General features: G+C 38.4%; 24 protein-coding genes. 13 read left to right on the top strand and 11 right to left on the bottom strand.

The window, feature by feature from the left end:
* Window positions 1-4 precede the first annotated feature (4 nt).
* Entirely contained in the window at window positions 5-208 is a 204-nt protein-coding gene (locus tag C9J46_RS15685) for a hypothetical protein (protein WP_107208610.1), read from the top strand.
* Between the two features lie 331 nt (window positions 209-539).
* On the opposite strand, the gene C9J46_RS15680 is transcribed toward C9J46_RS15685, so the two are convergent.
* The 4 genes from C9J46_RS15680 to C9J46_RS15665 all read right to left on the bottom strand — a co-directional run bounded on the left by C9J46_RS15680 (window position 540) and on the right by C9J46_RS15665 (window position 6,372).
* A complete protein-coding gene (locus C9J46_RS15680) occupies window positions 540-1,988 on the bottom strand; it encodes a hypothetical protein (RefSeq protein WP_107291172.1) in 1,449 nt (482 codons plus the stop codon).
* A gap of 367 nt (window positions 1,989-2,355) precedes the next feature.
* Window positions 2,356-3,081 carry a two-component system response regulator BtsR gene (gene btsR / locus C9J46_RS15675; RefSeq protein WP_107291171.1) on the bottom strand — a complete coding sequence of 242 codons (726 nt, stop codon included), beginning with the start codon at window positions 3,079-3,081 and terminating at the stop codon, window positions 2,356-2,358.
* Window positions 3,082-3,112: 31 nt separating this feature from the next.
* Entirely contained in the window at window positions 3,113-4,783 is a 1,671-nt protein-coding gene (locus tag C9J46_RS15670) for a sensor histidine kinase (protein WP_107208607.1), read from the bottom strand.
* Between the two features lie 104 nt (window positions 4,784-4,887).
* Window positions 4,888-6,372, bottom strand: coding sequence for a carbon starvation protein A (locus C9J46_RS15665; protein ID WP_107208606.1), 1,485 nt, complete (start codon window positions 6,370-6,372; stop codon window positions 4,888-4,890).
* A 580-nt stretch (window positions 6,373-6,952) separates the two neighbouring features.
* On the opposite strand from C9J46_RS15665, the gene C9J46_RS15660 reads away from it, so the two are divergent.
* Together C9J46_RS15660 and C9J46_RS15655 are read left to right on the top strand one after the other, a co-directional pair.
* Window positions 6,953-7,927 carry an OmpP1/FadL family transporter gene (locus tag C9J46_RS15660; RefSeq protein ID WP_107262166.1) on the top strand — a complete coding sequence of 325 codons (975 nt, stop codon included), beginning with the start codon at window positions 6,953-6,955 and terminating at the stop codon, window positions 7,925-7,927.
* Window positions 7,928-8,179: 252 nt separating this feature from the next.
* Window positions 8,180-9,172, top strand: a complete 993-nt coding sequence (locus C9J46_RS15655; protein ID WP_146144305.1) for a hypothetical protein — start codon at window positions 8,180-8,182, stop codon at window positions 9,170-9,172.
* A 152-nt stretch (window positions 9,173-9,324) separates the two neighbouring features.
* On the opposite strand, the gene C9J46_RS15650 is transcribed toward C9J46_RS15655, so the two are convergent.
* The 3 genes from C9J46_RS15650 to C9J46_RS15640 form a co-directional block, all read right to left on the bottom strand.
* Complete coding sequence (locus C9J46_RS15650) at window positions 9,325-10,068, bottom strand: acetoacetate decarboxylase (protein WP_107208748.1); 744 nt, start codon at window positions 10,066-10,068, stop codon at window positions 9,325-9,327.
* A 19-nt stretch (window positions 10,069-10,087) separates the two neighbouring features.
* The gene (locus C9J46_RS15645; protein WP_107247579.1) at window positions 10,088-11,212 is read right to left on the bottom strand and encodes a patatin-like phospholipase family protein; all 1,125 of its coding nucleotides are present in this window, start codon (window positions 11,210-11,212) and stop codon (window positions 10,088-10,090) included.
* A 97-nt stretch (window positions 11,213-11,309) separates the two neighbouring features.
* Complete coding sequence (locus tag C9J46_RS15640; protein ID WP_107208750.1) at window positions 11,310-12,089, bottom strand: 3-hydroxybutyrate dehydrogenase; 780 nt, start codon at window positions 12,087-12,089, stop codon at window positions 11,310-11,312.
* 430 nt (window positions 12,090-12,519) lie between these two features.
* Here C9J46_RS15640 and C9J46_RS15635 point away from each other — a divergent pair, with 430 nt between their 5' ends.
* Window positions 12,520-13,020, top strand: coding sequence for a fasciclin domain-containing protein (locus C9J46_RS15635; RefSeq protein WP_107262159.1), 501 nt, complete (start codon window positions 12,520-12,522; stop codon window positions 13,018-13,020).
* A 208-nt stretch (window positions 13,021-13,228) separates the two neighbouring features.
* On the opposite strand, the gene C9J46_RS15630 is transcribed toward C9J46_RS15635, so the two are convergent.
* Both C9J46_RS15630 and C9J46_RS15625 read right to left on the bottom strand, forming a co-directional pair.
* Complete coding sequence (locus C9J46_RS15630) at window positions 13,229-13,753, bottom strand: 4Fe-4S dicluster domain-containing protein (RefSeq protein WP_107208752.1); 525 nt, start codon at window positions 13,751-13,753, stop codon at window positions 13,229-13,231.
* Window positions 13,753-14,337: a molecular chaperone TorD family protein gene (locus C9J46_RS15625; RefSeq protein ID WP_107208753.1), complete on the bottom strand. Its 585-nt coding sequence runs from the start codon at window positions 14,335-14,337 to the stop codon at window positions 13,753-13,755. Before C9J46_RS15625 ends, C9J46_RS15630 begins: the two co-directional genes overlap by 1 nt.
* 311 nt (window positions 14,338-14,648) lie before the next feature.
* Between C9J46_RS15625 and C9J46_RS15620 the strand changes: the two genes are divergently transcribed.
* The 3 genes from C9J46_RS15620 to C9J46_RS15610 are packed head-to-tail and all read left to right on the top strand — an operon-like array spanning window position 14,649 to window position 18,567.
* Entirely contained in the window at window positions 14,649-17,093 is a 2,445-nt protein-coding gene (locus C9J46_RS15620; protein ID WP_107208754.1) for a DmsA/YnfE/YnfF family dimethyl sulfoxide reductase, read from the top strand.
* A 9-nt stretch (window positions 17,094-17,102) separates the two neighbouring features.
* The gene (locus C9J46_RS15615; protein WP_107208755.1) at window positions 17,103-17,720 is read left to right on the top strand and encodes a DMSO/selenate family reductase complex B subunit; all 618 of its coding nucleotides are present in this window, start codon (window positions 17,103-17,105) and stop codon (window positions 17,718-17,720) included.
* A gap of 1 nt (window position 17,721) precedes the next feature.
* Entirely contained in the window at window positions 17,722-18,567 is an 846-nt protein-coding gene (locus tag C9J46_RS15610) for a DmsC/YnfH family molybdoenzyme membrane anchor subunit (RefSeq protein WP_107208756.1), read from the top strand.
* A gap of 115 nt (window positions 18,568-18,682) precedes the next feature.
* Here C9J46_RS15610 and C9J46_RS15605 read toward each other — a convergent pair whose 3' ends face one another.
* Window positions 18,683-19,336, bottom strand: coding sequence for a toxin-antitoxin system YwqK family antitoxin (locus tag C9J46_RS15605; RefSeq protein WP_107208757.1), 654 nt, complete (start codon window positions 19,334-19,336; stop codon window positions 18,683-18,685).
* Between the two features lie 283 nt (window positions 19,337-19,619).
* Between C9J46_RS15605 and C9J46_RS21550 the strand changes: the two genes are divergently transcribed.
* Window positions 19,620-19,775, top strand: coding sequence for a hypothetical protein (locus tag C9J46_RS21550; protein ID WP_158259614.1), 156 nt, complete (start codon window positions 19,620-19,622; stop codon window positions 19,773-19,775).
* Window positions 19,776-21,007: 1,232 nt separating this feature from the next.
* Here C9J46_RS21550 and C9J46_RS15590 read toward each other — a convergent pair.
* Window positions 21,008-21,361 (bottom strand): phytase, encoded by a 354-nt coding sequence (locus tag C9J46_RS15590; RefSeq protein WP_255418778.1) that lies wholly within the window; start codon window positions 21,359-21,361, stop codon window positions 21,008-21,010.
* A 27-nt stretch (window positions 21,362-21,388) separates the two neighbouring features.
* Between C9J46_RS15590 and C9J46_RS15585 the strand changes: the two genes are divergently transcribed.
* The 5 genes from C9J46_RS15585 to C9J46_RS15565 all read left to right on the top strand — a co-directional run bounded on the left by C9J46_RS15585 (window position 21,389) and on the right by C9J46_RS15565 (window position 26,113).
* Window positions 21,389-22,234 carry a diguanylate cyclase domain-containing protein gene (locus C9J46_RS15585; RefSeq protein ID WP_107291168.1) on the top strand — a complete coding sequence of 282 codons (846 nt, stop codon included), beginning with the start codon at window positions 21,389-21,391 and terminating at the stop codon, window positions 22,232-22,234.
* Window positions 22,231-23,250, top strand: coding sequence for an AraC family transcriptional regulator ligand-binding domain-containing protein (locus C9J46_RS15580; RefSeq protein ID WP_107291167.1), 1,020 nt, complete (start codon window positions 22,231-22,233; stop codon window positions 23,248-23,250). The genes C9J46_RS15585 and C9J46_RS15580 overlap by 4 nt, the downstream gene beginning before the upstream one ends.
* A gap of 373 nt (window positions 23,251-23,623) precedes the next feature.
* Window positions 23,624-24,514, top strand: coding sequence for a metal ABC transporter solute-binding protein, Zn/Mn family (locus tag C9J46_RS15575; protein WP_107287327.1), 891 nt, complete (start codon window positions 23,624-23,626; stop codon window positions 24,512-24,514).
* 10 nt (window positions 24,515-24,524) lie between these two features.
* The gene (locus C9J46_RS15570) at window positions 24,525-25,283 is read left to right on the top strand and encodes a metal ABC transporter ATP-binding protein (RefSeq protein ID WP_107208762.1); all 759 of its coding nucleotides are present in this window, start codon (window positions 24,525-24,527) and stop codon (window positions 25,281-25,283) included.
* A complete protein-coding gene (locus C9J46_RS15565) occupies window positions 25,280-26,113 on the top strand; it encodes a metal ABC transporter permease (protein ID WP_107208763.1) in 834 nt (277 codons plus the stop codon). Before C9J46_RS15570 ends, C9J46_RS15565 begins: the two co-directional genes overlap by 4 nt.

Genomic DNA, 26,113 nt, shown 5'->3' with positions numbered 1-26,113 from the left:
ATAAATGTCAGTATATAATATTATGTACATTAATGATTTAGATAAAATAATTAAATCTGAAACTGTTTTTATGAAATGTTTAAGAGGTGCGAAAGTATCATCTTCTTCATATGCTCCTTTTTTCACGGTAAAAATTGAATTGAGAGATATTGTCGGAAAATTATTAGCGACTAAAGAAAATAATGCTTGGGTTAATAATGATAAATAGACAAAAAACAACCAAAAAAGAGTTAGAAAAAGCACATCACTTAGGTATGGTTAGAAGAAGAATTTAAGATGTAAGTAATATAGTGCTATTGCTTTCATGGCTCATTCCTTTGATATGTCTTTTCTAATTAAAATTTAACATTCAATATAGCTATTCCCAACGCCTAATTCGGATAAGCCATTATTTTAAATTGCTTATATTTCGCTGTAGTTTAGCGTTACTAGCCCGTTAAAATAATGACATTATATCGAGCTTGCCGACACCCATAATACCATTAAAAAATAGTGGTATTATGGGGTGTAATACCACTAGTCATCATTGTTAGAATATATCATCGAGAAAAAATACTATTAATGAGATTTATTAACCAAGTCAATAACATCATAAAATAAGATGAAACTGGGTTTGATGAAGATTCATTATTTGGATGAGATGTCGTTGTTTCACTGTTGTCGGTATCAGACGATTCGTTGATATCTTCAGTCGTATCAGGTTGTTCATCATTTGGCGTAACAGATTCACTATTGTTTTCAGGTTCAATAGGTTGATTGAAGCTCACTGATACCACAACACCGGGTCTATCACTGAATAAATAATTATATTCTTGACCCAATAAGGTAACCACCTCCCCGTTATCAATCAGTGTCCCACATCGTAGAATATCGAGTGGATCATTTTCTCCATCGAGTGAGCTACACAAATTATGTTGCCAGTTTTCGTTATCAAAGTAATAAAGTACGTTTGAATAAACTCGACCATCAACAGAAACTTCTAGATTGACCGATTCATAGGATGAAATGTCATATTGTTCGGGGCTGAATGAATTAACTTGTACCCAAGTAGTCGCCTCAGTTAAATTATTAATCTTTTCACAATTACCGCATCCTAATTCAAAATTAATTCCCTGTTTCAGTTCTTTAATCGCATTGAACTTTCCATCTGAGAAATCATTTAAATGAGTTTTTGAGATGATTTGAGATAACATAATAGCTGCATCATTTCTTTCAACTACTCGTGGCGAGTAACGTTCAAAGCCCAATAATTTTGCGGCATCAGATGCTGTAATTCTAAAATCAGGTAATGTAAACAAAGTATATTCATCATACATGCCTTTTTTCAAATAATAAGTTACTTCACCCGTGTCAGAAATATGTATTCCTGCAGTTATCCATCCCGATAATGGTTGATAGCTATTTAGAAACCTCACATCAAAGTTAACTTTTTTAGGTATTCGGACATGAAGCCTATCCTGATAAATCCAAAGCCCCGGATAATGATCTTTTAGTTGATTATTATTTAATCTCTTCACTGTTAGTCTAAATGATGTAACTTGAGAAGCCTCGCCTAAATAGAGTTGTCCATAAAAGTAAGGGTTGTCTTCTTTTACCCAAGGTTGACCATAAAAGAAAAAATCATCTTGTCCATCATCATCAGAAACAGCATATATATTGCTTTCTGCCGCTCCAGGATGTAAGGCATACCATGCCTCATTCCGATTTTTACTTGCAAACACTAACGCATGTTGTTCAGTGTTCGGAACTGTTTGAGAAACAATATATTCAGGAGCACCTCTCTGAGTGCCTGATAAACCAAAACCTTGACCAGCCCAGCCCTTAGAATATGAAAAAGAATCACCTATAAAATCTGTTGAGTAATCAACTTCTGTGATTTGTGTTCCGGCAGGTTCGTTTTTAAAAGAATCGTATGATTGAGAATAAGATAAAGAAGATAGGGCGAGTATTGGAATTGCAATGAAAGAACCACGTAAACTAAAAAGCATAATATCTCCAGCCTTAAGATAGAAAAATTAAATGCACCAAAAAATGAGACCGTAGATTTTAAAATATAATTTCAAAAATTATTAAAATTAATTATTAATCTGAAAATTGAAATGTATATTGTAATAAAATAAAGACATTAATGTAAGTGTATTAATGTTATAATTATTTCATATTTATATGGGGATTTAATCTTCATTGTTTTTTCTAATAGAAAATTGCGTCTCTTATATAAATTCTATATGTAATAAGTGTTTATTTTAAAAATATTTTTCTTAACGTTTATAAATGAAATCAAGTTATAGAAATAGCCCTATAGGTCAATTAAATTGATTTATAAGACCATTATTTTCAATAAAGCAATGTGATTTACAAAATACCAAGTAGCTTTTTAAGTGCTGAAAGGTAGCGACGGCTAACGGGAAGTTCATACCCTGTTTTTGTAATAATTTCAGCTAATCCATTTTCTAATAACTTAATTTCACTGATCATTTTGATATTCACCAGATACTGACGATGACAACGCACCAATGGCGTTTTTTCTTCCAATGTTTTTAAGGTGAGTTGTGTGCTAGCAGTTTGATCATAGGAACGTACTTGTACGCCACTGATATCGCTATAGGCACATTCCACGGTGTCGGTGGTAAGAATCACAATACGGTTATGACCAATGCAGGGGATTTGATCGAGCTTATTCGGTGCAATAGCGGAGATGGCTTGTTGAGGCGTTGATTGTTGTATCACTTTATGTAAACGACTCACTGTTTTGGTTAAACGACTTGGATTAACTGGCTTCAATAAATAATCAAAAGCATTCTCTTCAAACGCTTGAATAGCATAATAATCGTAAGCGGTTACAAACACCACATAGGGCATAGTTTCAGGATCGAGCATGCTTAATAGTTCAATACCTGTTACTTGTGGCATTTGAATATCAACAAAGACAATATCTGGCTTTAGCTCATTGATTTTCTTTAGCCCAATGATAGCGTTTGGCGCTTCACCAATCACCGTAACATAGCCTGTTTCTTCCAATAGTTCTGCCAGCTCTTCACGGGCAAATTGTTCATCATCAATGACAAGAGCAGTTAACATCCAAGCTTACCTTTTATGTGATTTGCTGTACTTATTGTGCGTTGGGGATAATAAAACTTATTTGGGTAAATTGGTGCTGTGTGCATGTGATTTTTAGCGTTGAATCACGACCAAATTGATTGGATAGGCGTTTATCTACTATCTCCATTCCCAATCCGACATGGGTATCTGCTGGTGGCTGATAACTTCCTGCATTATCTTCAACCGTGATTTCGTAGCCCAATGGGTGAGGTTGGCTATAAATCTTCACTATTCCACCTTCTAACAGTGTAGAAATACCATGTTTGATAGCGTTCTCTACCAGAGGTTGAAGCGTAAAACTGGGCAGTTTGGTATCAAGTAATTCATGTTGAATATTAATGTCGACATCAAGACGATCCGTAAAACGGGCTTTTTCTATAGTGAGGTAGGCGTTTACGTGTGCCAACTCTTCTCGTAGCGTCACGGTGTTAATATTTTGCTTTAAGTTACTACGGAAAAATTGCGATAAGTTTTGAATAAGCTTTCGGGCTTTATCTGGATCGCGTCTTGTGATGGCACTGATGGTATTAAGGGCATTAAACAAAAAGTGAGGATTCACTTGCGCATGTAGCAGTTTAATTTCGGCTTGTGATAATAAGGTTTGTTGCTGCAAGTAATCACCGTAAAGAATTTGGCTGGATAGTAGCTGTGCAATACCTTCTGCCATTGACATGTTAGCGGTTGAAAACAGTTTACGTTTTGGCTCATATAACTTAATGGTGCCGACAACTTGATTGCCTGCGCGTAGTGGAATGATAAGCGCCGAACCAAGCTTACAGTCATGGGCGAGAGAGCATTGATATGGGGATTCACGACCATCAAGGTAGATGATGTCATTTTGTTCTATCGAATCTAAGGTGCTTTGTGAAGAAATAGGGGTGTTTGGCTTATGGTGATCATCCCCGATCCCCACAAAGGCTAAAAGTTTTTCTTGGTCTGTGATCGCAACGGCACCGACCTTGGTTTCTTCATAAATAATACGGGCGATCTTATTGGCATTGTCACTGTTAAAGCCGGTACTAAGAATACCGACCGAGCGATCTGCAATGGTTAAAGCACGGCGAGAAAAGGCCGCAGAGTATTTTTCAAAGATTGTTTTACGATCTTGCAGAATACTCATAAACAGTGCCGCACCTACGGAATTGGCAATGATCATTGGAACGGCAATGGTAGAAACGAGCTCATAGGCTTGGTCAAAAGGTTTGGCGACAGTGATTAAGATGATCATCTGCACTACTTCAGCAACAAAGGTGACACCAAATACCATGCAAGGGTTAAATAACAATGCGCCTTTGTTACGTTTAAGCAGGTAAACATGGAGTAAGCCACCAATTAAGCCTTCAGCAGTGGTCGAAATGGTACAGGCAAGATCGGTAAAGCCACCAAGAGTATAGCGATGAATACCGCCCGTTAAACCAACGGCAAAACCCACCACAGGGCCACCAAAAAGCCCACCCATAACGGCACCAATAGCACGGGTGTTCGCAATTGCATCGTCGATATGTAAGCCGAAGTAGGTACCGAGAATACAAAAACCAGAAAATAGCACATAACAGATTAGCTTATGGCTTAAACGAGAAGAAATGCTCAACAAAGGCAAAATAATGGGGGTCTTACTCAGCATATAAGCCAGTACTAAGTAAACACACATTTGCTGTAGCAAAGAGACTATCAATTCCATATTGGAGCTCATGATAAAAATAATGCGCGATTGTAAGGCAAACAAAAAAAGCCTGCGGTGCGCAGGCTCTTAGATTGAGGAATCAAGCAAATTAATGTTTGTGATTATGCTATTTCTGACGTTGCTTTTATTTCTTCCTCATCGGCAAAGTCAGTATCACCTTTTCCTTTCGATATCTTTATTACGTAACCTGTTACGAATAGCGAGAATACAATACCTACGATGGTTGAGATCTGCATTGGTAAGCCGAAACCTAATGTGCTGTTATTTAAAATGAAGGTCACACATACCGTTGTCATAAAGATGGCTGGAACTGTCGTGATCCAGTGCAATTTATTATGGCGAAGCAAGTAAGCAGAAGCCGTCCAAAGCATCATTACAGCTGTGGTTTGGTTAGCAAAGCCGAAGTAACGCCAGATAATCCCGAAATCGACTTGGGTTAAAATGCCACCTAATACAAACAATGGAACAGCCATAAGTAGACGATTACGCAATGTTTTTTGCTCAACATTGAAGTACTCAGCTAAGATCAAACGGCTTGAACGAAACGCAGTATCACCAGAGGTAATAGGTAGAATCACAACACCTAAGAACGCCAAGATGCCACCAAACGTACCCAGTAAACCAAAGGATGCACTGTAAACTACGTTACCCGGACCACCACTTTTCACCGCTTCAGAAAGTGACTCAAGCGAGCCGAAGAAAGATAGGGCAATAGCACACCAAATTAGCGCAATCACACCTTCACCGATCATCGCACCGTAGAATACGAAGCGGCCATTTTTCTCATTGTGCATACAGCGCGCCATTAATGGCGATTGTGTCGCATGGAAACCAGAGATAGCACCACAAGCGATAGTAATAAACAATGCAGGCCATAGTGGCATGTCATTCGGGTTTAAGTTAGTGAACATTTCGCTCACTTTGAAATCACCCATTACAGTATGTTCACTAGAGAACGCAATGGCTGCCATTAAGCCCACAGACATGAAAATGAGAAGAGCACCAAATAATGGGTAGAAGCGACCAATGATCTTATCGACAGGCACAATCGTTGCCAGAATGTAGTAACCAAAAATAAGCACAACCATAGTAGTTACATTAACGCTTAGGCTGGTTTGGTCGTTGATAAGGTTAGTGATCATATCGGCAGGAGCAGAAACAAAGACCACACCGACAAGCAAGAGTAGAACAATGGCAAAAAGGTTCATAAAGTGTTTTGCGCCATTGCCTAAGTAACGACCTGTAATGCTCGGTACTGATGCGCCGCCATTACGGATAGATAACATACCAGAGAAGTAATCGTGAACAGCACCTGCGAAAATGCAGCCAACCACAATCCAGAGCATGGCAGCAGGGCCATACAGCGCACCCATGATAGGGCCAAAAATAGGACCAACACCGGCGATATTGAGTAGCTGGACGAGGTAGACACGCTTTGTCGACATAGGAACAAAGTCGACACCATCTGTTTTGGTATGTGCAGGGGTTTTACGGTGTTCTTTTATACCGAATACTTTCTCTACGAAAGCACCGTAAATAAAGTAGCCACCAATAAGCGCGGCAACACAGGTCAGAAACCACATCATAGCAATTGTCCTTAATATTGTAGGGGGAAGCTAGGGTGTATGGTATTTGTCTTTTTAGTTAGCTGCATTTAGTTTACAGGTGAGTGGCAGGATAGTGCGATGAGTGGTCGCTATGAAAGATAAGTGGTTTTCGTCATTGTGAAGAAGAATAGAGAGGGAATAAATGATCATTTACCTAATTGCTCTATTTAACTGTCTTAGATTAAATTCTCTCTTACCTTTAAGTCTTGATTGAATTTTGTACTTAATCATAACTGAGATCAGAATAAATCATTTATGTTAGCTTAATCTAGCCGTTAATCAGGTAACCTAATGTGATATATAGATAAGTTTTTTATATTTAATTAATTGTGCTCACTTTAAAGTGAATATCATATAGTTTTAAAAAACGTACTCCAATGCTTCACTATATTAGTTTGAATCATTTAGTGCATATTTGTATTAAAGGAATACCTTTGTCTCGCCAATTATTTCACTTATTCCGTTACTCTTTTCTTCATCAATATTTGCGACAGGATTAAGTTTTTCTGAATCATCAGCAACGAATACTGCGCTAGCTGCGGCTAACGGCGCTATTGCATTGGATGCAAGTGTACTTGCACTGGCACCTTCAAGTATCACCCAGTTGGAATCTAAAGAGTTCACCGCTGCGATTACACAATATAGCGTGACATCAGATTATGAAATATTTGGTAAGGTGTCTGAGTATAAAAAGAAACATCCAATACCATCATTCTTTATATCATCGCCATTAAGTCATAATTTTTATGCTGGAATTGGTCTTTATAGTCGAATTGCGGCTGATATTTCTGTTCCAGCCATTGGTTCGAGTTTTCTTCCATTATTTTATGAAACACGGGTTAGTCCAATTGTGTTATCTGCTGTACCGACATTAGCGTACCGCTGGGGAACATTGAGCATTGCAGCAAGTGTCGAATACATGCATGCCGAGTATGAGTTAGAGCAGAATCGTCGACAATTTGGTCGTGATAAACATAGTCGATGGGAAGGTAATGACAACGGTTGGGCAGGATCTCTGAGTCTAACTTGGAAACCAAGATCTGATTTAAGTTTTGCGGTAAAACATCAATATGGCAGTAATTTTGGCGATCATCAGGCTAACTTTGATCTCCCTGCTCAAACGCGTTTTTATTTTTCTTGGTTACCGACCGAAGCATGGACAATAAATGTTTCTGTAAGTGAAACTATGTGGGAAGGAAAAGGTATTTATTACAGTGAATACAAAGACCCTGTTGGTTTACTTGTGGGGGAGAGAAATAGCAAACGTGTCGCATTATCGAGCAGTTACCAATGGGGTAATTGGTTATTTATGGCTGGCTATAGTGAGGATGAAGTGGTTGATAGTTTAGGTGGTAAAGATAAGCGATACCGTCTTGGAACAAGCTATAAATTCAATAATAAATGGACAGTTACTGGTGCATGGCTTCAAGAGCATTACATACCGAAAGAATACTATACGGGATCTACTCGCCTTGTCTCTGTGAAAAATAACGGAACGGCGATATCGGTAGCTATAAACTGTAAGTTTAGTTAGGCGCATTTTATTATCACCACCGAAACTCAGATATTATTAATATATTCTCTGGTATCGGTGGTGATATTACTTTACATTTTTCCTTTATTTTATAAATTGATGCTAATGTATGTAATAAGACCTGTAATTCTGCGATAGAACTCCCTAAAAAAAGCTGCTGACTTCCTATTTATTTACTAATTAAATCTGCTGATGTAACTTTAAAATTCAACGTGTTTTTTTGATTTATTATATTTTAAGTATATATATTTTATGTCTAGTCAAAAATTAGAGATGATGATGCGATTTTTTTGTATTTTATTTTTATTTACTTCAACTTTTTCTTATTCTGAAAATATAAATGTAGAATATAACATCCCAATGTATCTTGGTACGGATAAATATAATGATTTCAGTGTAGTTGTTGATTATAAAGTCGTTAATGGTGCTGTAGATATAAAATCTAATAACGAGTTTAAATTTCCAGGTAAAGAGTTTTTATCTAAAACGATCAGTAATTTTAAAAATAAAGAGATGTTTTATGATTTCATCAATAAAAACAGAAAACAAAAATATTCGGATGAAATGTTTTCACTTATTTATAGAAATTCTTCTTGGTTGAGAGAGTCGAATTCAATTTTACTAGAGGGTTATAGTCAAATTGGTGACTTTGTGTTTTATGTTCTTTCTGTAGAGGGAAGTAATAAAGTTATCTCTTTAGAAAAAACGAAGCATGGTTATCAATTTCCAGATGTTAATGAAAATAAATACTCGTATATTATTCCATTGTATGCATTGATTAAAAAGCATGACAATAATTTTAAAAATAATAATATTAACAAAGATTTCAAACGAAACTGTATAGTTAAAAAAATAGAAAATAGTTGTAATCTATTTCTTATTGCTAATGTTGAAGTTTATGAGAATGAGATTAAAAGTGAATTGTTGATGAACTTCTTTGACGATGCAAGAGGGTTACAGGGTGATGATAGTATTGATAAATTATTTTCATCAGATTTTCTTAGTCATAATAAAGCATCTTATTTATCTAATTTGTTAACCTTGAATCCAATGTTATCTATTGAGTTAAGTAATAGTATTATTTTTTATTTTGGACACGTCAATTCAGAAGGAATAAAAATTTCAAAAATAGTTAAATTCAAGAAAGAAAATAACAATATTTATATTACTGATAGCAATAGGTTTAATCTAGTTGATTCCACAATCTCGGATAGTGATTTCATTCATTCACTCTTAAATAAATAATTGATTCAAGCATGAATCTTTTAAAGTAAGATAAGAAAATCATCGCATAAGCTATGTCGTTATGCCTGTTCTTATTTATGAGGATAACGATAGTATTATCTGATGATTTTCTTAGGGATAAATGTATTTATAGTAATGAATTTAGAATAAAACTATTTAAGATAATCGAACAAAACGTTACCGTATGAAAGCGTAAAGTCGACGATTTGATGCTTACCCCCAACGACTTTTTTGATAGGTAGTTGAGCAACTGGCGCTAAGGCATGTTCGAATAACTGAAGCGCTGCTGGGCCTGTCCACACGCCTTTAACGTTTACATCTGCCATGTAATATTCAATTAATTGGCAAACGTCAGTGCCTTTTCCTGTCACACTGGGGATTACCTTTAAAATATAATTAGGTGTGGTTTCGAGTGCTGATTTTGTTGCAGCAGTATCACCTTCGTAATATTTATAGCCCATTGTGCCAATAGCGACGTCGGTTTGATTGTATTTTAATCGCCCAGTGAGGGTGTCAACATCAACATCGAGTGAGGGAAAACCGTATTTTTTAGGAAAGCCCCAAATTTCTCTACCGGCTACAATAGAGGCGACATCATCAACAAACATCAGGTGACTATAAAGTCCTTTCCTACCATTGTACTCAACTTCAATCACTTGACCTGATTCTTTAAAGCTTCCGAACCCAGCTGAATCTGGCATTTTCATAAATTCAAAATGCACTACATTACTGATCACTTTTAAGGGCTCTGGTACCACTTCTTTTAATAATTCGATGTCAGTTTCATAAGAGATGATCAGATACTCTCTATTTTTAAATTTATAATCGATGAGAGGTGCCGAAGGGGTTGTGATCGGCATAGAAAAAGCATTATTTTTTATTTGTTCTATTTTCATAATTTATCTCTATCTGTTTTTAAAGAAGATCTTCATCTAGTGTATAAATATGGATATCGTTGTCATTTTCATCGATTAACCATTGTTTATGATCTTTTTGATAAAGTGCGAGAGTGTCTTTGTAACCATTATCTCGATGGCGATAATAATTTTCTTTGCTGAAGTTATAGTCTTTACTTTCAAGTTCAGCCTGTTGAGACTTATAAATTAAATGAACAATCTCGAGGCTATTGGTATGACTTAATTTTAATATTTCTTGAACTTTTGGATCTTTCTTATCTTCTTCCGATAAAAATTGCGTTAAGTAAGTAATGGCAGAACACAGATTTTTAGAGGTTGAATAAAGATAAGATGCTCTTCGAGTTCTTGAAGAAAATTGAATATCTTTCACTCTTTCAGCTAATGCATTCATGTTAGTTGGTAATTCACCTTTGGCTGAAAACAAGTCGACCATGAAGCACAGCTTATTTCGACGACCATCAGGGTTATTTAATATTCTTTCTAATATCGACATAATGGGTGTATTTGAATATAACCCACCATCGATATAATATTTTCCATCAATTTCAACAGGTGGAAAACCCGGTGGCATCGCACCACTTGCCATAATATGTTCAGCTGTGATGGTTTCATGAAAACTATCGAATGTTTTAAAATCACCACTTTCAAGATCGACCGCACAGAGACTTAATCTAATTTGCTTTTGATTTAAATAATCAAAATCGATCAGTTCATTGAGTGTTTCTTTTAACGGTGAGGTGTCATAGTAACTTAACTCTGATGTTTTATACGTTTCAAATTCGCTTGGCCATAATTTAGGTTTAAAAAATCCGGGTTGACCTTGCCATATTGCTTGTTGCGCATCTGCCCAGTTTTTCATTTTATTATCGACGTTAAAAAAGAGATTTGAAAAAGAAATAGAAGAGGTCACTCTTTCCCAAAATATCTCAAGGTTTTTCAATCTATTTTCTGGTTTATTACCCGCAATAATGGCGGCATTAATCGCGCCAATAGAAATACCGATAATAGAATCTGGGTCAAAACCTTTTTCATTTAACGCTTGAAATGCCCCTAATTGGTAAGAGCCTAACGCTCCGCCACCTTGGAAGACATAAACAATCTTTTTATTGGTTTTTTTCTGCATGGGTAATGCCTTATAGAAAATGGCTAAATACGTGTTACTGACTTTGAACCGTCAAATTAAAATTCAAAGTCAGAGGGGGATTAAACAGTGAATAGTGTTATTGCATAAACCAGCCATGGCTAACGACAAGAGACTGCCCTGTTAAGGCATTAGTTTCCCAGCTAGCAAAAACAACAGCGGCTTGCGCGATGTCTTTCATTGTTGAAAATTGGCCATCAACCGTATCTTTTAACATCACATTTTTAATTACTTCATCTTCAGTGATGCCTAATTCTTTTGCTTGCTCTGGAATTTGTTTTTCGACTAAGGGGGTTTTAACGTAACCAGGGCAAATAACATTCGCTCTCACGTTATATTCAGCGCCTTCTTTGGCAACAACTTCACATAAGCCAATCAGACCATGCTTGGCTGTAACGTATGGGGCTTTTAATTTGGAGGCTTCTTTACTATGAACTGAGCCCATATAAATAATTGAGCCTGATTTTTGTTTGTACATGTGTTTTAAACACGCTTTGGTTGTTAAGAAGGCACCATCTAAGTGTACTGAGAGTAAATCTTTCCATTGTTGATAAGTTAATTCTTCAACAGACGCGATATGTTGATATCCCGCATTAGCAACTAAAATATCGATTCGACCAAAGTTATCAATAACCGTTTGAATATCATTATTGACTTGTTCTTCATTAGTCACGTTCATTGAAATAGCGAGCGCTTCTGAACCGTTATTTTTGATTTCAGCGACCGTTTTTTCAGCAGCATCAATATTGAGATCTGCAACAATAACTTTAGCGCCTTCTTTAGCATATTCAAAAGCAATAGCGCGACCAATTCCACTTGCTGCACCTGTAATAATAGCGACTTTATTTTCTAATTTCATATATAACCCCTTTTATATTGTGTAATTTTTAAGCGGTGTTATATTTAATATACATAAGAAACAGAATTAAAAAGCGATCAAAAAAGTAATGTAAACTTTCAATTAATTAAAAGTGTAATAATTATTTTGTTTTTAATTTGTTCAACATCGATTAAGTATTAATGCGTCAGTATTAAGTGATGCCTAAATTTCAATATAAAGAAAAGTTTTTATAATAAATAACAGTGGTTGATGAAGTGGTTATTATTTTAAAGGGGTTGATTTAAGAATATAAAATATGGACTACCGTTTATTCATTTAATTATTGCTAGTTTCTTGTGATAGATTCGTTACGAAGTAAAATTTATCTCACCCGTTGTTGATCCTTCTAAAAAATGAATACGTAAATGAGATTGAACCATTTAATTTCTTAGTCGTTAGAGGGTTAACCATGTTAAAAACAGTACTTATTTCAGCATCAATTCTAGTAGGAAGTTTAGTCAGTGTTAATGCTCAAGCTGGGCATCATGGAGAGAAAGAGGATATTGTTGATATTGCCGTTGGAAATGGATCATTCAACACGCTTGTTACTGCCGTAAAAGCCGCGGGTCTGGTTGATACACTCAAGGGAACGGGGCCATTTACCGTATTAGCGCCAACAGATGAAGCATTCAGTAAACTTCCTGCTGGTACTGTTGAAACATTGTTAAAACCTGAGAATAAACAAAAGTTGATTGATATCCTCACTTACCACGTTATATCTGGAAAAGTTATGGCAGATGATGTGGTTAAATTAAATGACGCGACAACACTTGAAGGTCAGAAAGTTAATATTACTGTCGATAACGGCAACGTAATGATTAATGATGCAAAGGTTATTAACGCCGATGTGAAAGCCAGTAATGGTGTAATTCACGTAATTGATAGCGTATTAATACCGTCAAGTAACTAGATAACATATTTTAAATAATATCACTGTATTGATTCCCCTTTGATAAATGTGTTTAGCCTTAATATAAAAATGGATAGGAGCTAATGCTGCTACCCATTTTGTTATTTGATAAATAAAGTGTTTTTCTTGCAATAAATTAACTTACATTATTATCTTTTTAGAACGAATGTTACTTAGAGTAAAAGGAATATTCGAGCGCAGAATATAATTAAGACACCGCCCCGATATAACAGCTCGATAGACACTCACCGCAGCCATTACAATCATCATTTAAGATTGGCGTGCTGTTAGCGATAAGGCTGAGTGCTTGTTTGGGGCAATCATCAACACACTCTTGGCAATTATCAAAAATCTTAGCGTTACAGCTTTTACTAAAAGTTGGACGCCAGCCTGTATCTGTGGTGTTAAGGGTATTCAGTGCTTGAGTATCACAAGCATGAATACAGGCTTGGCAAAAGGTGCAATGGTTAAAACTCAGATCCATTACAGGCCCACTTGTTCCCATTGCCAAGATATTCTGTGGGCAAGCCGCGACACACTTTTCGCAGTTATTACATAAACGAGAAAATAGGCTTTCTTCGACAGCACCGAGTGGCCTTCCTGTATTAATACTGTCAGCTTTTAGGGTATCGGCAGATTGCGATACACCGCGCGACAGCGCACGAAATAAACCACGGCGACTGTGGTTTATTTCATGTTCGTTAGGCATCGATTCGGTGCTATCGGTTTTCATTATTCGCTCTCTTGCCAGTAGTTACGGTGTGATGCGATTTGTAACTGTTTCTCTTCACAATAGATGCTTAACCATGCCTGTGTATAAGCGGCCAATTGTTGGTAAAAAGCGGTTTCAGCATGTTGCTGCATGCTTTCAAGCATGAAAGGCGCAAAAGGCATTAAGTGCTCACTGAGCAACTGATTTGCTGCTGCTTGATTATCTTGCTCAAGTAATAACGATACCAGCATTAGCATTAAACCGATGTGATCTTCAGGTTCGCGCATACCCGTATCGCAGGCTAAACCTTGTTGGCGAGTAAACTCACGGTATGCCAATGTTGATGAGCCAAATAAGGCATTTTCTTTATCTAAATACGCCGATCCCCATGGTGGACATGGCATATCACCACTGCCTTGCAGTAATTGAAAGTGATCAGCTTCGAGATTTTCCGTGTTAACAACACGGGCAAGCTCTGCAATATTTTTTAATAAATCATCATCTTGATCTGTGAAGGCTTGCAAGATGGCTGTGCCATTGTTTGATGTTGGTGAGTAGAACAAAAGACCACCAAGAAGGCGAAAAAGTGTAGCTTCGTAATGCATAGAGAATACTTGATAAATTTTTGGCGGAGCATACCGAGTTCATAAGCGGAAAAAATTGCGCTTGGTCAAAAAAACAAAACAAGCAATTGCATTTAATTATGTTATTAAATGTTTGTTAAATATTGGTGAAAATTTCATGTTGTATAAATTTGTGACTAACTTCTCAGTTGTGATTTAACAATTATGGAATTTCATATTGCAAATACGATTTGTTGATTTAGCGCAATAATTCTCTCTGTAATTTCAGTGTAAAAGAACGCCCAGAAAAAGACCGCGAGAGTCTTTTCGCATTTTTTATGAGTAGTTGTCCTATGAAAAACACACTGAAAGCAATGATTTCCGGTGGCCTATCAAGACGTGATTTTATGAAAACGTCGAGTGCTGTCGGTGGATTGGCTGCGACTGCCAGCGCCATGACCCTGCCATTTAAATCAAGCCCTGTTGCTGCCGCGACAGAGCAAGCGGTGAATGAAAAAATCGTCTGGAGTGCGTGCACCGTTAACTGTGGTAGCCGTTGTCCATTACGTATGCATGTGGTTGATGGTGAAATCAAATGGGTTGAAACCGATAACACAGGTGATGATGAATACGGTAATCACCAAGTGCGTGCGTGTTTACGTGGCCGTTCAATGCGTCGCCGTGTTTACAACCCTGATCGTTTGAAGTACCCAATGAAACGTGTCGGAAATCGTGGTGAAGGTAAATTCAAACGTATTTCATGGGATGAGGCGTATGATGAAATCGCTAACAATATGAAGCGAATCATCAAAGATCACGGTAACGAAGCGATCTATCTGAACTATGGTACAGGTACGCTTGGCGGCACCGTTACTAAATCATGGCCGCCAGCAGGCTCGCTTGTGGCACGTATGATGAACCTATGTGGTGGTTACTTAAATCATTACGGCGACTACTCAACAGCACAAATCAAAGAAGGCCTTAACTACACCTATGGTGGCTGGGGGGCGGGTAACTCGTTCTCTGATCTTGAAAACACCAAGTTAATTGTACAGTTTGGTAATAACCCGGCTGAAACCCGTATGTCAGGCGGCGGTTTGATCCATCACTTAATGGAATCAAAAGAGCGTTCAAAAGCGCGCATGATCATGGTTGATCCTCGTTATACCGACACTGCGGGTGGTCGTGAAGATGAGTGGATCCCAATTCGTCCTGGTACAGACGCAGCATTTGTTGCGGCAATGGCGTATGTGATGATCAAAGAAGATTTGGTCGATCAGCCATTCTTGGATAAATACTGTGTCGGTTACGATGAGAAAACTTTACCAGCATCAGCGCCAGCGAAGAGTGACTACAAGTCTTACATCTTAGGTGAAGGCGAAGACGGTATTGTGAAAACCCCTGAGTGGGCAGCAAAAATTACCGGCATTCCGGTTGATACCATTATTAAAACCGCCCGTGAAATTGGCTCAACCAAACCTTGTGCGGTATTACAAGGCTGGGGCTTACAGCGTACTGCGAACGGTGAAATTGCCTGTCGTGCGATCGCAATGTTAGCACTGCTTACAGGTAACGTGGGTATTAACGGTGGTGGTACGGGGGCGCGTGAATCTGACTACAACATTCCGTTTGTCCGTTTCCCAACCTTAACCAATCCGATTGAAGCGTCGATCCCTATGTTCCTATGGACAGATGCGATTGTGCGCGGCACTGAAATGACCGATCTACGTGATGGTGTCCGTGGCGTTAAACAGCTCAAATCACCAATTAAAATGATTTGGAACTACGCGGGTAACTGTTTGATCAATCAGCATTCTGATATCAACAAAACCCACGAGATCTTACAAGATGACAAAGCCTGTGAGCTGATTGTGGTGATTGATAACCACATGACGTCATCGGCAAAATATGCCGATATCGTCCTGCCTGATCTTACAACCTCAGAGCAATCTGATTTCTGTATGGATACTAAAGCAGCCAACATGCCGTATTTCATTTTTGCCGATAAAGCGATTGAACCGCAGTTTGAAGCCAAAGGTATTTACGAAATGTGTTCTGAAATTTCAAAACGCATGGGCGTGGGTGAGCAGTTTACTGAAGGTCGTGATCAAGAAGGGTGGCTACGTCACTTGTATGCGTTAACTCGTGAGCAAGATCCATCACTGCCTGATTTTGAAACTATGCGTAAGCTAGGTATCTACAAGCGTCGCGATCCAAACGGCCACTTTGTTGCTTACAAAGACTTCCGTGAAGATCCAGAGAAAAACCCGTTAACCACACCATCGGGCAAGATTGAGATCTACTCTGAGCGTTTAGCACACCTAGCGGCAACATGGGAACTTCAAGAAGACGAAGTGATCCATCCACTGCCTATCTATGTGTCAACGTTTGATGGTTGGGATTCAAAACAGCGTGAGCAATTCCCACTGCAGTTAACTGGTTTCCACTACAAAGCCCGTTGTCACTCAACCTATGGCAATGTCGATGTGATCAAAGAAGCGGCACGTCAAGAAATGTGGATTAACCCGATTGATGCCCAGCAACGTGGTATCGAAAACGGCGATTTGATCCGTATTTTCAACGATCGCGGTGAAACTCAAATTCCAGCCAAAGTCACCCCACGTATTCTGCCGGGTGTGGTTGCTCTGGGTGAAGGTGCTTGGTATGCCCCTGATAAACGTAAAGTCGATAAAGGTGGCTGTATCAACGTATTAACCTCTCAGCGTCCGAGTCCGCTGGCGAAAGGTAACCCACAGCACACTAACTTAGTGGAAGTTCAACTGGTGAAAAAGGCATAAGGTTAAAGCATGAAACAATACGGCTTTTATATTGATTCAAGTAAGTGCACCGGTTGTAAAACGTGTCAGCTTGCTTGTAAAGACAACAAAGATTTAGATGTTGGGGTTAACTTCCGTCGTGTATACGAATATGCGGGTGGTAACTGGGTAGAAGATAACGGCACTTGGCGTCAAGACGTGTTTTCTTACTATGTATCGATGGCGTGTAATCACTGTACTAAACCTGCTTGTACCAAAGTTTGTCCAAGCGGCGCGATGCACAAGCGTAAAGAAGACGGCTTTGTGGTTGTCGATACTGAAAAATGTATCGGTTGTCAGTACTGTGGCATGGCATGTCCTTACGGCGCACCACAATACAATGCTGAAAAAGGTCACATGACCAAGTGTGATGGTTGTTATGAACGAGTTGGTCAAGGGCTACAGCCTATTTGTGTTGATTCTTGTCCGCTACGTGCGTTGGAGTTTGGCCCTATTGCAGAGCTACGTGCCAAATACGGCAGTCATGCAGAAGTGGCACCGCTACCAAAAGCATCATTAACGCAACCAAACATCATCATTAAACCGAACCGCCATGCGCGTCCTTGTGGAGACACCACAGGTCACTTGGCTAACCCGAAGGAAGTGTAATATGGCATGGCATGAATGGCCGCTTATCGTCTTTACGGTATTGGCACAAACATCGGTAGGTGCATTTTTAGTGTTAGCTACCATGATGTTAACAAAGCAACTGTCACTCGCTGCAGAAAAGCGTCTTCATAAAGCGATGTTCGGTTTATGGGCGATAATGGGATTGGGTTTCCTTGCATCGATTATGCACCTTGGTAGCCCACTGCGCGCAATGAATGCGTTGAATATGCTGGGTAGCTCTTGGTTATCAAATGAAATTGCAACGGGGAGTGCGTTCTTCGCTTTAGGTGGCATGTTCTGGTTATTGTCGGTATTAAACGTTGGCAGTGTAGCAATCCGCAAAGCCCTAATGATCGGTGCGATGTTGGTGGGCGTTGCCTTTATGTATGCGATGACCATGGTATACATGATTGATACTGTGCCTACGTGGTACACACCGTTAACGCCAGCAGCATTTGTGATCACTATGCTGATCAGCGGTACAGCATTGGCACAACTCCTGTTATCAGTGGCAAAACATGACAGCACAGTAGCGAACAAGCTGCTACCTGTTATGGGGTTGGTGGGGATGTTCGCGGTAGTGATGGTTGTGATGTTGCTTTCATCGCACCTAGCGAGTATTGAAACCAGTGTGACGACGGCATTAGCGGTAGTGCCACAGCACACAAGCTTACAGATAGCCCGTATTGTCTTAATCGTCGCTGCAATGGTGCTGTGGTTATTACCTGTGGTTCAGCGTAAAAATGTAACGGTACTACCGATGGCTATGGCATTTACCATGATTGTGGTAGCAGAGCTAATCGGCCGTGGCTTCTTCTATGGCATGCACTTAAGCGCTGGTATGTAATACGCTGCCATATAAGCGAAATATTGATGAAGAATAAAATGGATAGGGGCGAGAGTTCCTATCCATTTTTTATTTTGGATGATAGGAAAACTATCACGCTGCTATGAGCTATGAGCTATGGCTTATTGCTGTCAATTAATTCATCGTTCTTATAACGTAATCGACCAATTTGCTCACCTTGCTTGTTGTATATTTTTACCACCCCATTTTTTTTGCCATCAACATAATATTCCTCAACCTTTAACTGCCCATTTCTAAAGTAGCTTTTTGCTACGCCATTGAGCTTACCTCTACGGTAATTTTCTTCAAACTCTAGCGTACCGTCATCATAGTAGCCTTTTAAACTTCCCCGAGGTTTGCCATTAACATAGTTCTCTTCAAGTTTGATCCCACCATGTTGGTAGTAAGCCTTTAACAGCCCATGCGTTTGCCCATTAAGATAGTTTTCTTCGTATTTGAGTGCGCCACTTTTATAATAAATTTTGCTGGGGCCATGTGGGTAGCCGTTACGAAAATAGCCAACAAGCTGAAGTGCTCCATTGTCGTAATAGCTCTTTACCATGCCTTCGGGTTTGCCATTTTTAAAATAGCCCTCAGTTCTTAACACGCCATTTTTGTAAAAGCCTTTTCGTAGTCCTTCGAGCTTACCGTTCACATAGTTATCTAGACTTCTTAGTTCACCTGTGGGGTAGTATGTTTTGTGAATAGCAGCGGATGATAACGGCGAGAAAAGTAGCATGAATAAGGCGATCAGCGTTGTTATTTTCATGGTGCTACTCCACGTTGAACTTTGAGTTATAACGTGAGTATATGCATAGCATTTAATCTTGAGCGGTAAATAAGTAAGAGAGAAGAAAGAAATGCTTGATCTAAATAAAAGCGTTGAGGTTGGTGCGGTACGCTAATGCTGTTGTTAATATTCCGAGAACGACCACAATAAGAAGAGGGAAGTATTTAACGTGTTGATGAATAAAAACCGTAACGTTATGAGAGGCTATCCATGACGATACAGTTTTTATGATATAGGCGGTCGTTTTATCTCAGTACCGGCTATGTTAGCCCAAACAAATTGTCAGTTTGGTCATGTTACTGGCGTTGCTATATATCGCGGTATCAGACTGATCACTATTGTTATGGCATTCAAGTCTGAATCCATCTCTGATCGTTGGGTTCTCATTAATGAAAGTATTGAAAGCTTCGATGCTTGATGTCGAGCTAATGACCGAATCAATTTCTCGATGGTTTGCTCCCTGCTGAATTATACCTGTTATCTTAAATTCACGAATTTCCATTGCTAAACCTTTACAGACTTTAAAACTCATTATTATTTTAACTCATTATATATTATGGACTGGTGATAAATATATAAAGAAATGATGAAAGCGATCTGGATCTACTAATAGATATATCTGACAACAGATAAGACAAAAATAACTCATTATTTTGTTTTAGCGAGTATATGTTTCATTCGGCTAATAATAAGTGAACAATATATAGCCGTATTTTTATTAGTTTCATAGCGTTTTATTGCTACTTCTTAGTTTTTCGTAGTGTTTCTTAAAGTATAAAACGTAAATTTACGTATTTTAAATCGCATTCATGCGCTTTTTCTTAATAAAACCATATTATACTCTCGTAACAAATTTGAGCTTTGTCACAAAAAATAAAACTAAATTTAATATTATTTTTAATTAAACTTAAAAATTAAATATATGTTTAATAAGTGTCATTTTTTAATTATTTAAATAAATGGTTTTATATTTTTTATTTGTGGCTTTATTGATGTGGAAAATATAAGGTTGCGATGTTTTTACAAAATAATAATTGTAAAATAAAAGCTAATTCAATAATAAATAAAAAGACGTTTATATTGAAGAACTCATATATCGCATTAGTTATTGGACGTTTAATTTCTAGCAATGTTGCCCATGAGCAAAACCTGGTGTGCCAACTATCGAGTGGGGTGAGTATAAATATATGCTGCCTGAAATTTTCGCACTTATGCTCGCTCTTATAATGACAGTGAGCAGCGCTTTTTTGCTTGTGAACTAAGTTTTCAATAGGTTAAGTGTGAATCTTGTGACTCTTTTTTAAATAAAAATAATGCCAGAATGAAAACTTATTCGCATTAGTTAATCTAATGTTTACTTGGTGTTTTTCTCGTTTTTAAATTAAGTCTGCCTGATTATAATTCCTCACATAGCAGCAAGGTCGAAGCTTATAAAACCTGACTTTGTATGCTGTTTTAACTTTATTAACACTTGATTTTCAGAGGAATTAACCATGTCTACAATCATGAATAAAATTATCAAATTATACGTACCTGTTTTCTCACCAATGTACAAAAGCAACAACATGGTGAAATAATTTGATAGGACTATTAGTAAATAACAATACTTAAAGGGCTTTGAAGATGAATTCAAAGCCCTTTTTATATTCATTATTGTTTCAATGCGTTGGCGATGTCACGCCAGTCTGCCATTTTGAAGTTTTGATTTTGATCGTCATACGAGGCATCAACGTTATAGCCATCTTGAACAAGGAATAATCCTTGCGGGAAACGATCACTAATCGTGGCAGAAACAGCATGAATACCATCGGTTTCACTGGCACCATCTAAGCCATTATCATCATCGGCGGTGAGCGCAAAGCTGCCTTTATAGCGGTAGTTATTATCCAGATCGTAAACAGCATAAGTGTGGTTACCTTGGCTTGATACAATCAGTTCATTCACCGTACCGTCGTTGTAAATTGTTAGCCCTTCTGCGTCGGCAACAATTTGTTTGCCATCTATTTCAATATAGCGTTACTGAGTCTGATTGTGTTTAATATTACGAACGGCACGATTAAGAGCCATCAGCAAGTTAATTGGTTAGACGTTGTAGGGGAAGGCTCATCGGCAATCATGGTATTGGTGTGGCTGGTGGTGATCCTGTCCACCCGCGCACCGGGGAAAATTACTAACTATTTTGCGATGGGGTTTACCTGTATTTTTTTAGCGTTAACCCAAGATGTTATTGATGAGTTTATTCGTTTAAAAAACTACACCATGATTGGAAATACCATGGAGTACATGATCCTTGGGCTGGCCATTGTGACTTATGCCTTTTGTTTGTGGCGTAAAGAGCTTGCAGTGGTAAAAAATTATGTGATGCAACGCCAACAGTTAAATGCGCGAACGCCGCTCCATCCTGAAAATTATCGCCTCCCAGAGTTGAGTTATTTACACCGTGCACTGACAGCGCAATACGCAGAGTCGAGCAAACAAAATGATTGTTATTTGATTGCGATTAACTTACAAAACAGTTACCAACTTTTACCTCAACTTTCACCTCAAGAAGCAGAAAGACTCAGAGTCTCGATCTCTGAATTGTTGTTAATTGCATCTCGCCATAATGATTTAGTGTGCCAAGTTGCAGGGCATCACTACCTTATGTTACTGGACGGGTTAAGCAAGAAAGATGCAGTAATATATGCTCGCTATGTTGAACAGTTACTCAGCACTTACCAATTTTATTTAGATTCTAGTATTCGCATAGAGATGCAATGGCAAATAGGTACTGTTGAAGTCAAACCGTTCACTTACTCATTACCGTCATTATACAAACAGATAGATGAAGCGATAAACCTTTCACGAGAGCCCCACGTTTATAAAGGTAGCGCATGAAAGGGCATTACGCAGTGACGGCACCATGGTTGGAATGCCACGATAAAACCATTCCTGCAAGGCAACACATTGCGTTATTACTGGATTTACTCAGTAGCCGTGGTGTAAATATGCATTACGTATTACGGCATACAGGGATTTTTTATGATGATTTAATTACGCAAGATTTACAGGTAAGTCCCGTACAATTCTCTCGTTTAATTAGTAATGTAGCGAAGTTAGAGCAGTTTCCAGAATTGAGCTTTCTGTTTGGGCAGCAATTGATCCCGAGTGTATTTCCGACGACTAGCCATATATTGATCCATGCCCCGACCGTCAACACTTTGATGAATAATATAGCGCTTTACTCTGAGAGCTACTTCCCTTTATCTAAACTCACCACACAATTTGATGATTCGGGCGTTTATGTTTTCGTCGAAGATCCTTATGGGATTGAGGCTTCATTGAGTACCCGAGATCGTATTGCTTATTTTCGTTGGTTAACAGAGTATGTCTTTACTTCGGTTATATCGTTAGTTAATTGGCGAGCTGATACCCAATTACCTTGGTCTGTTATGGTGGATTGGTTATGCCCACCATGGCAAGAGCATTATCAGATGTATTGGGAGAAGGTCAATTTCAATCAGCCGATGATTGCCTTGCATTTACCCAAGCAGTATCTGGATGTCACTTTGAAAGATAGCTCTTCAACCTTGTATAAAGTGGCACGAAAGATAACACCCATTCCAAGTTGTGGTTTATTGAGCCATATTCGAAATGTGTTTCGCCAAAACCTTGTTCAAGTCCCGTCGTTAAATGCGTTATCTGAAATGATGTTAATGAGCCCTGCCACGCTAAAACGTCGATTAAAAGCACATCATCATACTTACCGTTCATTATTGGGCGAGGTTAACCAGCAGCATGCTTTATATTTACAACAGATAAAACAATGGGATGATCACCAAATTGCGCAAGAGATGCAATTTTTTGATGTCAGTAATTATCGCCGTGCAATTCGCCGTTGGAAGACAAATTAATCACGTCAATTATTCTATAATGTCTAGTAATATAGAGTAAGGTGTACTAATTTCACGACCACGTAAATTAGCACTTATTAATAACCAGCAATATCGATAATTAAGATTTCACTGATAATAAGAATAATAACGTTAAACAATGAGAGTTAACGTTTTTAATTAAATATCTTTATGATATTTAATTAAAAAATAAAAGAGGGGAAGGTTGGTTGTTATTTAATGCTATTATATTTAATGGTAGTTAATTGTTATTAATTAACTAATATTGCTTCTTTTATAAATATTCGAACTATTAAAAACAAAGAAATGTTATAACATAACAATTCTGAGTGTTTACCTCAGGATTATTCATGTCGTGATTAGGAATAGATCAATGAAAAAGAAGTCTTCATTTATAGTATTGATGACAACGCTGTGCGTCTTGTTATCAGTATCAAAAGCAATGGCTGCAGAAGCGCCAATTGATGTAACGGTAAGTATTGCCCCACAAAAGTATTTTGTGAAAGAAATTGGCGGGAATAATGTTAATGTCAATGTAATGGTACCAGCAGGCGCTGAGCCAGATGATTACGAGCCAACACCAAACCAAGTTGTGTTACTTAACAAGAGTAAACTTTACTTTTCTATCGGTGTGCCATTTGAAAAAAGCTGGTTAAACAAATTTAAAAGCTCAGCAAAAGATCTAACGATTGTTGATACCCAGCAAGGTATTGAGCGTATGCCAATGGATTATAACGACGATGGTGAGCGTATTCCTGAGGCATCAGGCATTAAAGACCCACATATTTGGTTATCACCAGCCCTTGTGCGTATTCAAGCCATGAACATTCGTGATGCATTAATTAACATTGATCCTCAGCACCAGCAAGAATATCGCGAAAATTATCTGAAATTCTCTAAAAAGATCAATCAAATTGATGATGCTTTAATTGCGATTATGGCGAAGATCCCAGCAGCACATAATCAATTTATGACGTATCACCCAGCGTGGGGTTACTTCGCGACAGATTACGGCTTACGTCAACTGCCTATTCAAAATGAAGGTAAAGAAGCCAGTGCGCAACGTCTAAAATCACTGATTGATACAGCAAAGAAACAGCACATTAAAGTTATCTTTATTGAGCCGCAGTTTTCAAAAGAACAAGCAAAAGTTATTGCGAATGCAATTGGCGGCAAAGTGGTAGCAATTAACCCACTTGCAGAAGATTGGGGTAATAACTTGCTAACGGTTGCGAACGCGTTTGAATCTAACGTGAATCATTAAGAGCGAAAAAATGAAAAAGATTGTGGATGTACAGAATGTCAGTTTTGCTTATAAGAACCATCAAGCATTAATTGACATAAACTTCGAGCTTTACGAAGGTCAACGTTGTGCATTACTTGGACCCAATGGCGGTGGTAAAACGACATTAGTCAAACTACTACTGGGCATATTATCGGGTTATCAGGGCAATCTCGCACTGTTTGGCGACCGTCCCGGTCGCCATCCAGCGCTTATTGGGTATGTTCCTCAACAATATAAATTGAATCCAATATTACCCGTCACAGTAAAAGACGTAGTATTAATGGGGGCCAATGCAGAGCAGCTAAAAGATAAGGCATCGCTGCCAGCCTTATTAACCCAAGCATTACAACAAATGCATATCGAGCATATAGAAAATACGCTGTTTAAAGACCTTTCCGGCGGGCAGCGTCAACGTGTATTAGTGGCTAGGGCGTTGATTGCCCAACCTAAGTTATTAATCCTTGATGAGCCAACCAGTAATGTCGATCCAAGCATGACGGCACAATTTTTTGCCTTGATATCAGCGCTGCCCAAAGATGTTGCAGTATTAGTGGTAAGCCATGATATGGGTATTTTAGAGTATCAGATTGATGTGATTTTAGGGCTAAACCAAACCATGAAAGTGCAGCAGAGTAAGGCATTAACGTCTGATATGTTGCAACACTTATACGGCGTGAACAGCCATTTTCTTCAAGATCTTGTTCAGCCAACTACAACCAATCACAAAACAAGTCCTGCTTTAGTATGATCGAGCTCTTACAATATAACTTTATTCAACATGCATTAATTGCAGCAGTGCTGGTTAGCATTGTTGCCGGCATTATTGGCGTATTAGTCGTGACCAATCGATTAGTATTTCTCTCTGGTGGTATTGTTCACACAGCATACGGCGGTGTGGGGTTAGCTTTCTATGCAGGCACTGCGGTAATGCCAACAACCTTGGTATTTACTTCGATTAATGCCTTGTTATTAGGGGTGCTAAGTCAGCGTAAACTAGAGCAGTTAGATATTTTTATCGGTCTGATTTGGTCGCTAGGCATGGCAATCGGCATCATCTTAATGGCGTTAACGCCGGGATATGGGGCAGATTTAAGCAGTTACCTGTTTGGTAGTATTCTCACTGTTCCAGTCTCGACGTTATATCTGATGGGGGGCAGTGTACTCATCATTGGTGCTTACACGATTTATAACTATCGTTCGCTAGTCTTAATGTCTTTTGATGCTGATTTTGCGCAGAGTAAAGGCGTTAAAGTAAAACGCATGTACTTATCATTATTAGTGCTGGTGGCAATTGCCAGCGTTATCTTAGTGAAAGTGGTGGGTATTGTATTGGTGATGGCGCTGCTAACCATGCCAGCGTACATGGCGGCGCAATATACAAAATCGATGTTATCCATGATGTGCCACAGTATTTTATGGTGCCTTGGCTTTACGTTAACGGGGTTGATTTTCTCTTACCAGATGAATCTACCGTCAGGGGCCACCATTGTTGTTACCGCGTCTATTTGTTTAGCGTTGCAACTGGGGCTTAAAGAAATCCTGAAATTCTTCAAAAAAGGCGCTGTTCAAGCCGCGTAA

Origin of the sequence: Photobacterium sp. GB-36, from assembly GCF_003026135.1 — a bacterium.
GTDB lineage: Bacteria > Pseudomonadota > Gammaproteobacteria > Enterobacterales > Vibrionaceae > Photobacterium.
This window is presented reverse-complemented; position numbering and strand designations above follow the sequence as displayed.

Bases quoted from the DNA above. Each gene is read 5' to 3' on its own strand.
- C9J46_RS15685 (WP_107208610.1), top strand. From the start codon at position 5: ATGTCAGTATATAATATTATGTACATTAATGATTTAGATAAAATAATT.
- C9J46_RS15680 (WP_107291172.1), bottom strand. From the start codon at position 1,988: ATGCTTTTTAGTTTACGTGGTTCTTTCATTGCAATTCCAATACTCGCC.
- btsR (WP_107291171.1), bottom strand. From the start codon at position 3,081: ATGTTAACTGCTCTTGTCATTGATGATGAACAATTTGCCCGTGAAGAG.
- C9J46_RS15670 (WP_107208607.1), bottom strand. From the start codon at position 4,783: ATGGAATTGATAGTCTCTTTGCTACAGCAAATGTGTGTTTACTTAGTA.
- C9J46_RS15665 (WP_107208606.1), bottom strand. From the start codon at position 6,372: ATGATGTGGTTTCTGACCTGTGTTGCCGCGCTTATTGGTGGCTACTTT.
- C9J46_RS15655 (WP_146144305.1), top strand. From the start codon at position 8,180: ATGTCTAGTCAAAAATTAGAGATGATGATGCGATTTTTTTGTATTTTA.
- C9J46_RS15650 (WP_107208748.1), bottom strand. From the start codon at position 10,068: ATGAAAATAGAACAAATAAAAAATAATGCTTTTTCTATGCCGATCACA.
- C9J46_RS15645 (WP_107247579.1), bottom strand. From the start codon at position 11,212: ATGCAGAAAAAAACCAATAAAAAGATTGTTTATGTCTTCCAAGGTGGC.
- C9J46_RS15640 (WP_107208750.1), bottom strand. From the start codon at position 12,089: ATGAAATTAGAAAATAAAGTCGCTATTATTACAGGTGCAGCAAGTGGA.
- C9J46_RS15635 (WP_107262159.1), top strand. From the start codon at position 12,520: ATGTTAAAAACAGTACTTATTTCAGCATCAATTCTAGTAGGAAGTTTA.
- C9J46_RS15630 (WP_107208752.1), bottom strand. From the start codon at position 13,753: ATGAAAACCGATAGCACCGAATCGATGCCTAACGAACATGAAATAAAC.
- C9J46_RS15625 (WP_107208753.1), bottom strand. From the start codon at position 14,337: ATGCATTACGAAGCTACACTTTTTCGCCTTCTTGGTGGTCTTTTGTTC.
- C9J46_RS15620 (WP_107208754.1), top strand. From the start codon at position 14,649: ATGAAAAACACACTGAAAGCAATGATTTCCGGTGGCCTATCAAGACGT.
- C9J46_RS15615 (WP_107208755.1), top strand. From the start codon at position 17,103: ATGAAACAATACGGCTTTTATATTGATTCAAGTAAGTGCACCGGTTGT.
- C9J46_RS15610 (WP_107208756.1), top strand. From the start codon at position 17,722: ATGGCATGGCATGAATGGCCGCTTATCGTCTTTACGGTATTGGCACAA.
- C9J46_RS15605 (WP_107208757.1), bottom strand. From the start codon at position 19,336: ATGAAAATAACAACGCTGATCGCCTTATTCATGCTACTTTTCTCGCCG.
- C9J46_RS21550 (WP_158259614.1), top strand. From the start codon at position 19,620: ATGTTAGCCCAAACAAATTGTCAGTTTGGTCATGTTACTGGCGTTGCT.
- C9J46_RS15580 (WP_107291167.1), top strand. From the start codon at position 22,231: ATGAAAGGGCATTACGCAGTGACGGCACCATGGTTGGAATGCCACGAT.
- C9J46_RS15575 (WP_107287327.1), top strand. From the start codon at position 23,624: ATGAAAAAGAAGTCTTCATTTATAGTATTGATGACAACGCTGTGCGTC.
- C9J46_RS15570 (WP_107208762.1), top strand. From the start codon at position 24,525: ATGAAAAAGATTGTGGATGTACAGAATGTCAGTTTTGCTTATAAGAAC.
- C9J46_RS15565 (WP_107208763.1), top strand. From the start codon at position 25,280: ATGATCGAGCTCTTACAATATAACTTTATTCAACATGCATTAATTGCA.